General features: G+C 71.8%; 11 protein-coding genes. 2 read left to right on the forward strand and 9 right to left on the reverse strand.

The features are described 5' to 3' along the window. Positions 1-29 precede the first annotated feature (29 nt). Positions 30-866, forward strand: a complete 837-nt coding sequence (locus tag ACZ4Z4_RS16245) for a siderophore-interacting protein (RefSeq protein WP_468327347.1) — start codon at positions 30-32, stop codon at positions 864-866. A gap of 6 nt (positions 867-872) precedes the next feature. Here the strand turns inward: ACZ4Z4_RS16245 and ACZ4Z4_RS16250 are convergent, their stop codons facing one another. Continuing rightward, positions 873-1,475: a GNAT family N-acetyltransferase gene (locus ACZ4Z4_RS16250; RefSeq protein ID WP_468327348.1), complete on the reverse strand. Its 603-nt coding sequence runs from the start codon at positions 1,473-1,475 to the stop codon at positions 873-875. A gap of 554 nt (positions 1,476-2,029) precedes the next feature. On the opposite strand from ACZ4Z4_RS16250, the gene ACZ4Z4_RS16255 reads away from it, so the two are divergent. After that, positions 2,030-2,974, forward strand: a complete 945-nt coding sequence (locus ACZ4Z4_RS16255; protein WP_468327349.1) for an RluA family pseudouridine synthase — start codon at positions 2,030-2,032, stop codon at positions 2,972-2,974. A gap of 3 nt (positions 2,975-2,977) precedes the next feature. On the opposite strand, the gene ACZ4Z4_RS16260 is transcribed toward ACZ4Z4_RS16255, so the two are convergent. The 8 genes from ACZ4Z4_RS16260 to tatC all read right to left on the reverse strand — a co-directional run bounded on the left by ACZ4Z4_RS16260 (position 2,978) and on the right by tatC (position 12,626). After that, the gene (locus ACZ4Z4_RS16260; RefSeq protein WP_468327350.1) at positions 2,978-4,459 is read right to left on the reverse strand and encodes a cytochrome P450; all 1,482 of its coding nucleotides are present in this window, start codon (positions 4,457-4,459) and stop codon (positions 2,978-2,980) included. A 90-nt stretch (positions 4,460-4,549) separates the two neighbouring features. Next, complete coding sequence (locus ACZ4Z4_RS16265) at positions 4,550-5,173, reverse strand: GTP-binding protein (protein ID WP_468327352.1); 624 nt, start codon at positions 5,171-5,173, stop codon at positions 4,550-4,552. Then, positions 5,154-5,564: a DUF742 domain-containing protein gene (locus ACZ4Z4_RS16270; RefSeq protein WP_468327353.1), complete on the reverse strand. Its 411-nt coding sequence runs from the start codon at positions 5,562-5,564 to the stop codon at positions 5,154-5,156. Before ACZ4Z4_RS16270 ends, ACZ4Z4_RS16265 begins: the two co-directional genes overlap by 20 nt. Next, positions 5,561-5,968, reverse strand: a complete 408-nt coding sequence (locus ACZ4Z4_RS16275) for a roadblock/LC7 domain-containing protein (RefSeq protein WP_468327355.1) — start codon at positions 5,966-5,968, stop codon at positions 5,561-5,563. The genes ACZ4Z4_RS16270 and ACZ4Z4_RS16275 overlap by 4 nt, the downstream gene beginning before the upstream one ends. Further along, complete coding sequence (locus tag ACZ4Z4_RS16280; RefSeq protein ID WP_468327356.1) at positions 5,965-7,569, reverse strand: ATP-binding protein; 1,605 nt, start codon at positions 7,567-7,569, stop codon at positions 5,965-5,967. The genes ACZ4Z4_RS16275 and ACZ4Z4_RS16280 overlap by 4 nt, the downstream gene beginning before the upstream one ends. Before the next feature lie 390 nt (positions 7,570-7,959). Next, positions 7,960-10,770, reverse strand: coding sequence for a DEAD/DEAH box helicase (locus ACZ4Z4_RS16285; RefSeq protein WP_468327358.1), 2,811 nt, complete (start codon positions 10,768-10,770; stop codon positions 7,960-7,962). A gap of 54 nt (positions 10,771-10,824) precedes the next feature. Continuing rightward, on the reverse strand, positions 10,825-11,715 hold the full coding sequence (locus tag ACZ4Z4_RS16290) for a diacylglycerol kinase (RefSeq protein WP_468327360.1): 891 nt from the start codon (positions 11,713-11,715) through the stop codon (positions 10,825-10,827). Between the two features lie 17 nt (positions 11,716-11,732). Further along, positions 11,733-12,626 (reverse strand): twin-arginine translocase subunit TatC, encoded by an 894-nt coding sequence (gene tatC, locus ACZ4Z4_RS16295; protein ID WP_468327682.1) that lies wholly within the window; start codon positions 12,624-12,626, stop codon positions 11,733-11,735. Positions 12,627-12,699: the final 73 nt, after the last annotated feature.

Here is a 12,699-nt window from a genome sequence, read left to right on the forward strand (position 1 = left end):
GTAATTGTGGATCAGGGGAGGCCGTCGCCATGGCAGAACGTCCGGCACGCAAAGCACCGAAGGCCCATGTCGCGCAGGTCGTCCGCACGGAACGGCTGACCCCGCACATGCAGCGCGTCATCCTCGGCGGCGAGGGCCTCGCCGAGTTCACGGCGGGCGAGCACACCGATCACTACGTGAAACTGCTCTTCGCAGCCGAAGGCGTCACCTACCCGGAACCCTTCGACATGCAGCGCATCCGCGAGGAGTTCCCGCGCGAGCAGTGGCCGGTGACGCGGACGTACACGGTGCGCTGGTGGGACGCCGAGACCCGCGAGCTGGCCCTCGACTTCGTGATCCACGGCGACGAGGGCCTCGCGGGCCCGTGGGCACGCGACGTCGAGCCGGGCGCCACGGTCCGCTTCCTCGGCCCCGGCGGCGGCTACGCACCGGACGCCGCCGCCGACTGGCACCTCCTCGCCGGCGACGAGAGCGCCCTGCCCGCCGTCGCCGCCGCGGCCGAGGCACTGCCCGAGGGCGCGCTCGCCCATGTCTTCATCGAGGTCGCGGGCCCCGAGGAGGAGCAGAAGATCGCGACGGACGCGGAGATCGTCTGGCTGCACCGCGGCGACCGCCCGGTCGGCCGGCTCCTGGTCGAAGCCGTACGCGCACTGGAGTTCCCCGAGGGCGACCTCCACGCCTTCGTGCACGGCGAGGCAGGCTTCGTGAAGGAGCTGCGCCGCTACCTGCGCGTGGAACGCGAGATCCCCCGGGACCGCCTCTCCATCTCCGGCTACTGGCGCCTCGGCCACAACGAGGACGGCTGGCAGGCCTCCAAGCGCGAGTGGAACGCACAGGTGGAGGCGGAGCAGGAGCAGTCGGCCTGACCTGCCTCACGCCAGGACGGCGGGCCCGTCATCCCTGATGCGGGCGTGCAGGTGCATGTCGTGCCAGCCGTCCTCGTGCAGCAGCGCGCTGCGTTTCGTGCCCTCCGGCGTGAAGCCCGTCTTCAGGGCCACGCGGCAGGACGCCTCGTTGGCCGTCGAGTGGGTCAGCTCCAGGCGGTGCAGGCCGACCGTGTCGAAGGCCCACTCCGTGAGCGCCGTGACGGCGCGCGGGGCGATGCCCAGGCCGCGCGCCGACGGCATCGTCCAGTACGCGACCTCCGCCAGCCCGTCACCGAGGACGATGCACCGCAGAGCGACCCGCCCGAGGACCTCGTCGGTCCCGGCGTCGGCGACCGCCCAGTACGCGTCGCGCTCGTCCGCCCAGGCCCTGCGCCAGCCCTCTATCCAGCCCCGCACCTCGCTCTCGGAGTCGGCCACGCGCGCGTGCCAGTGCTGCATCACGGGGTCCTGGAACGCCTCGTACACGGCGGGCGCGTCCTCGACCTCCCAGGGCCGCACGACCAGACCGCCCCCGGCGACGGCGAGCGTGGGCTGCGGACGGCGGGCGAGCGTGCCGGCCGCGACGATGTCGGAGATCTTGAAAGGCATGGGCGCATCGTGCCAGCGGGGCCCAAGTGACGGCAGTGGTTTTCCGGGGCGCACATGAGCCCCCGCCTCCCGCACCCGAGCGCCCCGCACACGGTCCACCCCCGAAGCCCCACGAATACACCCCGCCACCCCCACCCACCCCGTAACCCACACCGCCACCTCTGTGCGCCGCCCCGTGACCCGCGCCGCCGCCTCGGTGCCCCGCCCCCGTAACCCGCACCGCCACCTCTGTGCGCCGCCTCGTGACCCGCGCCGCCGCTTCGGTGCCCCGCCCCCGCAACCCGCACTGCCGCCCGGCACGCCGCCCCCATAACCCGCGCCGCCGCCCCGGCACGCCGCCCCATGCCCGCACCACCAACTCGGTGCGCCGCCCCCCATGCCCCGCACCGCCACCCCGGTGCACCGCCCCGTGATCCACACCGCCCGCCCTCCGTGACCTGCGTCGCCGCCCCTGTGCCCGGCCCCCATGCCCCGCACCACCCGCCCCCGCGCCCCTCACCGCCCACCCTCCCTACGCCCACCCGCCCCACCCCGCCCCGTACGCTGACCCCCTGATGACACGCAAGCCCCGCATCCCGCCCGCCCCGCTCCCCCAGCGCGACGGCGTCGACCCCACCCGGGTCAGACTGCCGGTCGACGGCGCGTGGTCCACCGTGCGTGATCACCTGGTGGAGCGGCTCGCGGCCGGGCCGGGGGTCGTCGACGCGATGTTGCGGGACGGCAGGATCGTCGGCGCGGACGGCGCACCCGTGTCCCACGACGCGCCCTACGCACCGGGCGGCTTCGTCTGGTTCCACCGGGAGCTGCGCCCGGAGGTCCCCGTGCCGTTCGCCCTCGACGTCGTCCACCGCGACGAGCACATCGTCGTCGTGGACAAGCCGCACTTCCTCGCGACGATGCCGCGCGGCAGCCACGTCACCCAGACCGCCCTCGCCCGGCTGCGCAAGGAGCTCGGCATCCCGACCCTCGGCGCCGCGCACCGCCTGGACCGGCTGACCGCGGGCCTGCTCCTGTTCACCGTCCGGCCCGGGGAACGCGGCGCGTACCAGACGCTGTTCAGCGACCGCCGCGTGCACAAGGAGTACGAGGCCGTGGCCCCGTACGACCCGGCCGTACCGCTCCCGCGGACCGTGCGCAGTCACATCGTCAAGGAGCGCGGGATCATCGCGGCGTACGAGGTGGCGGACGCGGCGCCGAACAGCGAGAGCCGGATAGAGCTCGTCGAGCACCGCGCCGGCCTCGGCCGCTACCGCCTCACCCCGCACACCGGCCGCACCCACCAGCTCCGCGTCCACATGAACGCGCTGGGCCTGCCGATCCTCGGCGACCCGGTCTACCCGGTGGTGGCCGGACCCGTGCCGCCGGACGACTTCCGGCGGCCCCTGCAACTCCTGGCGCGCGTCCTGGAGTTCACGGACCCGGTCACGGGCGTCGCGCACCGCTTCGTCAGCGGGCGGACACTGAGCGCCTGGTCGGCGTACGACGCCTGGGCGCGGTAGCCGTCAGTACCCGCGCCACCAGGTGAGGAAGCGCTGCCAGGCCCCCTTGGGCCGGGCGGGCCCGGGGCTCGCGGCCGGGGCGGCGGCCGCCGGCCGTGCGAGCGGGGCGGCGGGCTCCGGAGTGCGCGGCGGCGGGGACGACACCTGCCAGTCCCTGCGCGGCGCCGGCATCTGCGCCGACGGGCGGGCCGTCACGTCCTGCGGAGGCCGCGGCGCGAACTTGACCGGCAGCTCCACCAGATGCCGCGACATGATCGTCGCGGTCCACCGCAACTCGCTCTCGTCGATGTCCAGTTCGACGTCCGGCAGCCGCATCAGGAGCGCGTCGACGCCGGTGTCGGCGATGGCACGGCCGATGTCCTGGCCGGGGCATTCGTGCGGCCCGCCGCCGAACGCGAGGTGCGAGCGGTTGCCCCGCATGTTGGCCGCGAGATCGGGCCGTACGACCGGGTCGACGTTGCCCGGCGCGATGCCCATGATCAGGCCGTCGCCCGCCCGGATGTGCTGCCCGCCGAGCTGGGTGTCCTGCTTGGCGAAGTAGCCGACCATCGCGCTGAACGGCGGCTCGTCCCACAGGGACTGCTCGACGGCCTCGGGCACCGTCATCTGCCCGCCGCTGAGCTGGGCGCGGAAGCGCGGGTCGGTGAGGACCATCCGCAGGACGTTCGCGATGAGGTTGGCGGTGGCCTCGTACGCGGCGATGAGCACCAGACGCAGGTGCGCGCCGACCTCGTCGTCGGTGAGCCGGGCGGGATGCGCGATGAGGTTGCTGGTGAAGTCCTCCTCGGGGTTGGCGCGGCGCCGTGCCACGAGCCCCATCAGGACCTCCATCACGTACGCGTTGCTGGCGATGGCGGTGTCGGTGCCCTTGATCATGTCGCGGGCCGACTGCACCATGCGCTCGTTGTACTCCTCCGGCATGCCGAGGACGTGGCACATCACCATCATCGGCAGGTGCTCGGCGAACCGGCTGACGAGGTCGGCGCGGCCGTCCTGGCAGAAGTCGTTGAGGAGGTGGTTGGTGTAGCGGTTGATGAAGCGGCGGATGCCGCGGTGGTCGATGCTCGACATGGCGCCGGTGACCGCGCCGCGCAGCCGCTGGTGCTCGTCGCCCTCGACGAAGCTGCACATCGGCTGCCAGGTGAAGACGGGCGCGAGCGGGTGGTCGAGACCCGCCGAGCCGTCCTGCACCGCCCGCCAGCGGCGCGAGTCGCGCGTGTACTGCGAGGGGGTGCGGACCATGTGCAGGTTCTCGCTGTGGCCGAGCACCGCCCACATCGGCACGTCGTTGTGGATCAGCACGGGCGCCACCGCGCCGTGCTCGGCGCGCAGCTTCTCGTACAGACCCGCGAGGTCGGCGTCCGCCTCGGGGCCGTACAGCCGGCGCAGGCCGCCGGGGCCGAGGCCGTGGGCGGGACAGCCGACGGGGGGCTCGGCGGTCGGGTCGCCGGCGTGGGGCCAGGAGGGGGAGGCAGGAGTCGTCACGGTCGTCGCTCCGGGTTTCGCTGAAGGGGTCCGGGTTGCAGAGTTCCGGGGTGATGGATAGGGGGTGCTGGATACGGGGTGCGGGTGCGGTCAGACGCGGGTCGCCGTCAGGGAGTGGAGGTAGCGCATCAGGGTCATCAGGACGTCGCGGCTGGACTCCCTGCGGCGGGCGTCGCACGCCATGATCGGCACGGCCGGTTCCAGGTCGAGCGCCCTGCGGAGCGTCTCGATGGGGTGGACGGGCGCGTCCGGGAAGTCGTTGACGGCCACGACGAACGGCACGCCGCGCTCCTCCAGGCGGCCGATCACGTCGAAGCTGACTTCGAGGCGCCGGGTGTCGATGAGCACGACGGCGCCGAGCGCCCCTTCGAAGAGGCCGTTCCACAGGAACCAGAAGCGTTCCTGGCCGGGGGTGCCGAAGAGGTAGAGGACGAGCTCCTCGGAGATGCTGATGCGCCCGAAGTCCATCGCCACGGTGGTGGCCGTCTTGGACTCGGAGCCGTAGTTGTCGTCGACCCCGATGCCCGCCTGGGTCATGGTCTCCTCGGTGGTCAGCGGGCGGATCTCGCTGACCGAGCCGACCATCGTCGTCTTGCCGACCCCGAAGCCGCCCACGATCACGACCTTCACGGCGGCCGTGGCGGTGTGCGGCAGGACGTCCTCACTGCGCGGGCCGGAGATCGTGTCGGTGGTCTCAGAGTTTCTGAAGTCCATGCATCACCGCTTCGAGGAGGGATCGGTCGGGGAGCGCGGAGCGGACGATGGGGGCGCGCGCCTGGACGAGCTCGGTCGCCAGTAACTCCGTGAGGACGACCGTCACGACGCTGAACGGCAGCGCCATGTACGCCGAGAGCTCGGCGACGGACAGCGGAGTCGTGCACAGCCGCAGGATCGCGGAGTGCTCGGGCTGGGCCATCGGGGACGCCTCACCCTGCGCGACGATCAGGGTGACGAGGTCGAGCGGGGCCCGGTCGGAGTCCTCGCCGGTGAGGATGTACAGCCGCTCCGGGTTCTCGGGGCTGCGGCGCTCCCGCTGCGGGTGCGTGCCGGGGTCGGGTGGGCCACCCTGCTCCGAGCCGTGGGAGGAGTCTTGCGGAGGAGTCATACGGCCTGCCCGTCACGCCTGGGCGGACTCGTCAGGTGCGCCCCGATGCGCACGACGAGGTCGCGCATGCGGGTGCCGACGAGGCCCGCGTCGACGGTCTCGTCGGCGAGCACGGCGAGGTAGGCGCCCGCGCCCGCGGCCATCAGGTAGAAGTAGCCGCCGTTGATCTCGATGATGACCATCTTCATGCCGCCGTCGCTGTGCGGGATCTCGGTGGCGACGGCGGCGGCGAGGGACTGCAAGCCCGCGCAGGCCGCGGCGATGCGGTCGGCCGCGTCGGGGTCGCCGCCGTAGCGCGCGATGCGCAGACCGTCGGCGGAGAGCACCACGATCTGCCGGGTCTGCGGCACCCCGTCGGCGAGTTCCTTCAGCATCCAGTCGAAGTTGGCGCGTTGCTGGATCACTGCCAGTCCCTCTCGTCGGCGCTGCCGTGGTTGTTCTGCGGGGGCACCGGGTCGGAGCCGTCCGGCTGGTTGTCTCCCTTGACGCCCTTCATGAACGCCTCGATCCACAGGCCCGGTTCGGGCTCGTCCCGCTTGGGCGCGGGCGGCGGCGGCGCGGTGGCGGCGGCGTGGGCCTCGGCGATCCGCTGGGCCTCGGCCTCCTGGGCGTACCGCTCCTTGAGGGAGATCTTGACGCGGCTGCGGCGCTGCGGCAGGCCGCCCGACGTCCACTCGGTGACCTCGGGGACGTCGTCCTGCACGGTCGCGGTGGCGGTGCGCGGGGAGCGCAGCGGCGGGCCCGCGGTGACGACGCGCGGCTTCTTGCGGCGGATGTTCCGGGCGGGCTCCTCGATGGTCCGTCCCGCGTTGTCCACACGCGGCACGGCGGAGGCGCCGATGCCGTGGGCGAGGCCGGGCGCGGGCCCGGTCGTCATCATCTCGCGCGGCACGATGAGCACCGCGCGGACCCCGCCGTACGCCGACTGCCGCAGCGAGACCTGGAGGTTGTACATCTGCGAGAGGCGTCCGACGACGGCCATGCCGAGGCGGGGCGTCTCACCGAGGTCGTTGAGGTCGATGCCGGCCTGCGCCTGGGCCAGCATGCGCTCGGCGCGGGCCCGTGCCTCCTCGCTGAGGCTGACGCCGCCGTCCTCGATCTCGACGGCGATGCCGGTCTGCACCTCGACGGCGGTGACGTGCACCTTGGTCTGCGGGGGCGAGTACCGGGTGGCGTTGTCGAGGAGTTCGGCGCAGGCGTGGATGAGCGGCTCGACCGACGTGCCGTGGATGGCGACTTCCGCGATGGAGTGCAGTTCGACGCGCGGGTAGTCGAGGATCCGGGACATCGCGCCGCGCAGCACGCTGTACAGCGGTACGGGGTTGGGCCACTGGCGGCCGGGGCGGGCGCCGCCGAGCACCGCGATGGAGTCGGCGAGCCGGCCGATCAGGGCGGTGCCGTGGTCGATGCGCAGGAGGTCGTCGAAGACCTCGGGGTTGCGGCCGTGGAACTCCTCCATCTCGCGGAGTTCGGCGGCCTGCTGGTGGACGATCGACTGGACGCGCCGGGCGATGTTGACGAAGGCGCGCTGCGCGGACTCGCGCATCGCCTCCTCGTGATCCAGGGTTTCGAGGACGGAGCGGAGCAAGTCACGCTGGGAGGCGGGGAGTTCGCGGTAGGCCTCGCTCTTGTCGACGACGTTGCGGATCACTTCCGGGGGCGCTTCGCCCTGCCGCAGCCGCCAGAGGGCGTCGGGCAGGATCTCCCGGCCGAGGCGGACGGTCTCGTCGTCGTGGGACGCGATGCGCCGTTCGAGGCCGGCGAGTCGCTGTGCGTACTGCGTGCGCTGCCTCCGGAGCGTCCGGCCGCGGCGTACCGCCTCGACGCCGACCACGACGACCAGGAGGGTCGCGACGGCGCCGCACCAGCCGACGGCGGGCCGGGCCGGCTCCGCCACCGAGGCGACGGCGGCTCCGGTCGCCGCCGCCATCAGCATGGCGGGCAGCAACAACGCGCGCGCGTAAGGGACTTCTCGGCCACCGGGAGGCGATTGAACACTCACCATGTATGCCCTCTGAACACTCGTCTTGGGGGTTTTGACGTCTTCGGGGAATGACGGAACATGTTTCTGCGGATGCCGAAACGAACGATCGGGAGATTTGGGAACAAGCGCGCGAACCTGCCGCAACTCGGTTCAACTCGCCGCGCTCCGGGCGAGCTTAGTCCGCCGAAATCATCGCCGAGTCACATTCGGCAACCCTCTGCAAAGGGCTCGCCAAGGGGCATACACTCCGCCCTTTTGTACGCGACGCAACACTTCGAACACATGGAGTAACCCCGAAAGGACATACGGAACGGGCGCGTCCGACGACCGGTCGGTCGACGAACGCGCCCGTGCTCAGCGCCCGTATTCAGCGCTCGTATTCAGCGCTCGTGCTCAGCGGCTGGTGGGGCCTCAGCCCACCGAGCTGTACGCCACGACGCCACGCAGGAGCTGGTCGACGGCCTTGCGGGCGTTCCTCGCGACCGTGCTGCCCTCGCGCGGCGCCGCCGCGGAGATCTGCCCGAGGACGTCGATGACCTGCTTGCACCAGCGCACGAAGTCACCGGCCGGCATCTCGGCCTCGCGCAGCACCTCGTCGAGGCCCTTGTCGCTCGCCCACATGTACGCCGCCCAGGCGAAGCCGAGGTCCGGCTCGCGCTGGCCGACGCCCTCCGCCTGACTGATCCTGAACTCCTCCTCCAGACCGTCGAGGCGGCCCCAGATGCGCACCATCTCGCCCAGCGCCGCCTTCGCCGCACCGGACGGCAGCTTCGGCGCGAGCGCGTCGTCACCCACCCGCGACTCGTACACCAACGCCGAGACGCACGCGGCCAGCTCCGCCGGCTTCAGCCCCTCCCACACGCCGGCGCGCAGGCATTCACTGGCCAGCAGGTCCAGCTCGCCGTACAACCGGGCGAGCCGCTTGCCGTGCTCGGTGACCTCGTCACCGCGGAGGTAGTCGAGCTCGGTGAGGAGCGCGACGATGCGGTCGAAGGTGCGGGCGATCGTGTTCGTACGCCCCTCGATGCGGCGCTCCAGCTGCGCGGTGTCCCGCTTGAGGCGGTGGTACCGCTCGGCCCAGCGGGCGTGGTCCTCACGCTCGTCGCAGCCGTGGCAGGGGTGCGCGCGCAGCTCCGCGCGCAGCCGTGCGATCTCCTGGTCGTCCGCGGCCGCCGCGCGCCCCCTGCGGTGCCGGTCGGGGACGATGTGCCCGGCCTTGGTGCGCAGCGCCGACGCGAGGTCGCGGCGGGACTGCGGCGATCGGGCGTTGAACGACTTGGGGATGCGCATCCGCTCCAGGGCCTCGACGGGCACCGGGAAGTCCATCGCCGCGAGCCGCTTGACCTGCCGCTCGGCCGTGAGCACCAGCGGCCGCGGACCGTCCACGTGGTCGAAGCCGCGGTGGCCGTTGGCCCGCCCGGCGGGCAGACCCGGGTCGAGGACGAGCGCGAGACCCGCGTACTTCCCCGTCGGGACGTGGATGACGTCCCCCGGCTTCAGCTTCTCCAGGGCCGCCGCGGCGGCGGCCCTGCGCTGGGCCGCGCCCTGCTTGGCGAGCTCCGTCTCGCGGTCCTTGAGCTCGCGGCGCAGCCGCGCGTACTCCTCGAAGTCGCCCAGGTGGCAGGTCATCGAGGCCTTGTAGCCCTCCAGGCCCTCTTCGTTGCGCTGGACCTGACGGGAGATCCCCACGACCGACTTGTCGGCCTGGAACTGCGCGAAGGACGTCTCCAACAGCTCGCGCGAGCGGTGCCGCCCGAACTGCTCGACCAGGTTGACCGCCATGTTGTACGACGGCTTGAAGCTGGAGCGGAGCGGATAGGTGCGCGTGCCCGCGAGGCCCGCCAGGTGCTCGGGGCTCATGGCGCGCTGCCAGAGGACCACCGCGTGGCCCTCCACGTCGATGCCGCGGCGCCCGGCACGGCCGGTCAGCTGTGTGTACTCGCCCGGGGTGATGTCGGCGTGCTGCTCGCCGTTCCACTTCACGAGTTTTTCGAGGACCACGCTGCGCGCGGGCATGTTGATGCCGAGCGCGAGGGTCTCGGTGGCGAAGACGGCCTTGACGAGGCCGCGCACGAACAGCTCCTCGACGACCTCCTTGAAGGTGGGCAGCATGCCCGCGTGGTGCGCCGCGATACCGCGCTCCAACCCCTCCAACCATTCGTAGTAGCCGAGGACATGGAGGTCCTCGTGGGGAATGGAGGCCGTGCGCTCCTCGACGATCTCGCGGACCGTCATCCGTGCCTCGTCGTCGTTGAGCCGGAGGCCCGCGTACAGACACTGCTGCACCGCGGCCTCGCAGCCCGCGCGGCTGAAGATGAACGTGATCGCGGGCAGCAGGCCCTCGGCGTCGAGCCGCTCGATGACCTCGGGGCGGCCCGGCGTCCAGATCCGCGACCGCTGGCGGCGCTCCCGCTCGCGGTCGGCCTCGCGGATCATCTTGCCCTTGCGGCGGTCGCGCGGGTTGTACGAGCGGCTGGCCTCCATGCGCGCCATGCGCGTGAGGTCCGGGTTGACCGCCTTCTTGTGGCCCTCGCCCTCCTCGAAGAGGTCGTACATCCGACGCCCGGCAAGGACGTGCTGGAAGAGCGGCACGGGCCGGTGCTCGGAGACGATCACTTCGGTGTCGCCGCGGACGGTGTCGAGCCAGTCGCCGAACTCCTCCGCGTTCGACACGGTGGCCGACAGGGAGACCAGCGTCACCGACTCCTGGAGGTGGATGATCACTTCCTCCCAGACGGCGCCCCGGAAGCGGTCGGAGAGGTAGTGCACCTCGTCCATGACCACATAGCCGAGGTTCAGCAACGACTGCGAGCCGGAATACAGCATGTTCCGCAGGACTTCGGTGGTCATGACGACCACCGGGGCGTCGCTGTTGACGCTGTTGTCGCCGGTGAGGAGGCCGACCTTGTCCGCGCCGTACCTCTTGGAGAGGTCGGCGTACTTCTGGTTGGAGAGCGCCTTGATGGGCGTGGTGTAGAAGCACTTCTTGCCCTGGCGGAGCGCGAGGTGCACGGCGAACTCGCCGACGATCGTCTTGCCCGAGCCCGTGGGGGCGGCCACGAGCACGCCCTTGCCGGCCTCCAGCGCCTGGCAGGCCTCGATCTGGAAGGGGTCGAGGCCGAATTCGTACATCTCGCGGAAGGACGCGAGTGCGGTGGCCTGCTCGGCAGCGCGCTTGCGCGCCGCCGCGTACCGCTCGGCCGGTGAGAGGTCCTCTGTCATCGTGCTTTCGAGACTACCGGCCACCACTGACAACAGACGATCATTATCGTCGGCTCACGTGGTCAGGACCCGCACCGCCCCCGGCACGCACTCCGCGGTCAGCGGCAGCGCCCCCAGCGGCTCCCCGTCCGCGTACCCGGTGACGCCGGGCGCGGCGAGCTCGACCCTGGCCGCGCGGTGCACGGTGACCTTCGGATGGTCCAGGTGCGTGCCCCGGTAGACCCGTGGGAAGACCTTGAGCAGCGTCGTCCGGCTGCACTCCCCCACCACGGTGACGTCGAAGAGCCCGTCACTCATGTCGGCACCGGCGCAGATCCGCATGCCGCCGCCGTACGACGATCCGTTGCCGACCGCGACCAGCGTGGCCTCGACCTCGTGGACGTCCCCGCCGTCCAGGGTGACGCGGTACGGGATCGGCTTGAGCGCGGCCAGCTCCGCGACCATCGCGAGGTCGTACTTGAAGCGCCCCGTGGGCCACCGCATCCGGTTGCCCCGGTCGTTGACGCGCGAGTCGAAGCCCGAGGCGAGCACCGTCCCGAACCAGGTCCCGCCGACCCTGCCCAGGTCGACGTCGCGGGTGCGGGCCCCCTTGAGCGCCTCGGCCACGATCTCCCCCGCGGCGGCGGGCTCGCGCACCGGGAGGCCGAGGGCCCGCGCGAAGTCGTTGCCGGTCCCCACCGCGATCACCCCCAGCGGGGTGTCTGTCCCGGCGACGGCCTGTAGCGCGAGGCTCGCCATGCCGTCACCGCCGACGGCTATCAGCGCTCCCGTGCCGCCGTCGACGGCGTCGCGGGCCCGCCGCAGCGCGTCGGGGGCGTCGGCGCCGATGACCGTGCGCACGGAGAAGCCGCGGGCCCGCAAAGCGGAAGCGGCCGGCTGCGCCGCGTGGGCGCCCCGGCCGCGGCCCGCGGTGGGATTGACGAAGAGAGTGATCTCGCTGGTCACGGCCGGACCCTACAAGGTCAGGTCACGTCGTCGAAACCGTTCACACGATGATCGGCCCGTCCGGTGCCCGCCTGCTCCGGCAGCGCCTGCGGCGACCGCACCGCTTCGACCTCGCCGACGGCCTCGGGCGTGAGGTCGAGGTCGGAGGCCTCGTCGTCGTCGAGCTCGGCGTCCGGGTCGTTGCGCCGGCGGCGCGCGTCGTTCAGGAAGGAGATGCCGACGGCCATGAAGTAGAGGACGACGATCGGTCCCGCGAGCGCGATCATGCCGACGGGGTCGGTGGTCGGGGTCGCCACGGCACCGAAGATGAAGACACCCATGACCACGCCGCGCCACCACGTGAGCATGCGGCGGCCCGTCACCATCCCCGTCATGTTGAGCATGACCAGGAGCAGGGGCAGCTCGAAGGAGATACCGAAGACGAGGACCATCCTGACCGTGAAGTCGAGGATCTTGTCCATCGCGAGGAGGTTCTCGGCCTGGTCGGGCGTGATGCTGATCAGGACCCGCATGCTGACCGGCATGATCGTGTACGCCAGCCAGGCGCCGCCGAAGAAGAGCGGCACGGCGGCGGCGACGAACCAGTAGGTGTACTTCCGCTCGTGCTTGTGCAGACCGGGCGCGACGAACGCCCACAGCTGATACAGCCAGACCGGGCTGGAGACGATTATGCCGACCATGAGGCTGACCTTCACCGTGGTGGTGAAGGGCGACAGCAGGTCGTTGAACGTCACCTTCGCGCAGTGGCCGCCCGTGGGGTCCATGCCCGGCTTGCAGCGCGGCACCGGATCAGCGAGGAACTCCATCAGCTCCTGGCTGTAGAAAGCCGCCACGATCGACACGACCGTGATGGCGAGGAGCCCCTTCGCGAGCCGGTTGCGGAGCTCGCGCAGATGCTCCCCGAGGGACATCCGCCCCTCGGGGTCCTTCTCCTTCTTGCGGGCAGACTTGAGCAACCCACGTCCTCATCTCGTGCGGCAGGCC

Source organism: Streptomyces sp. NPDC030245, from assembly GCF_055572995.1.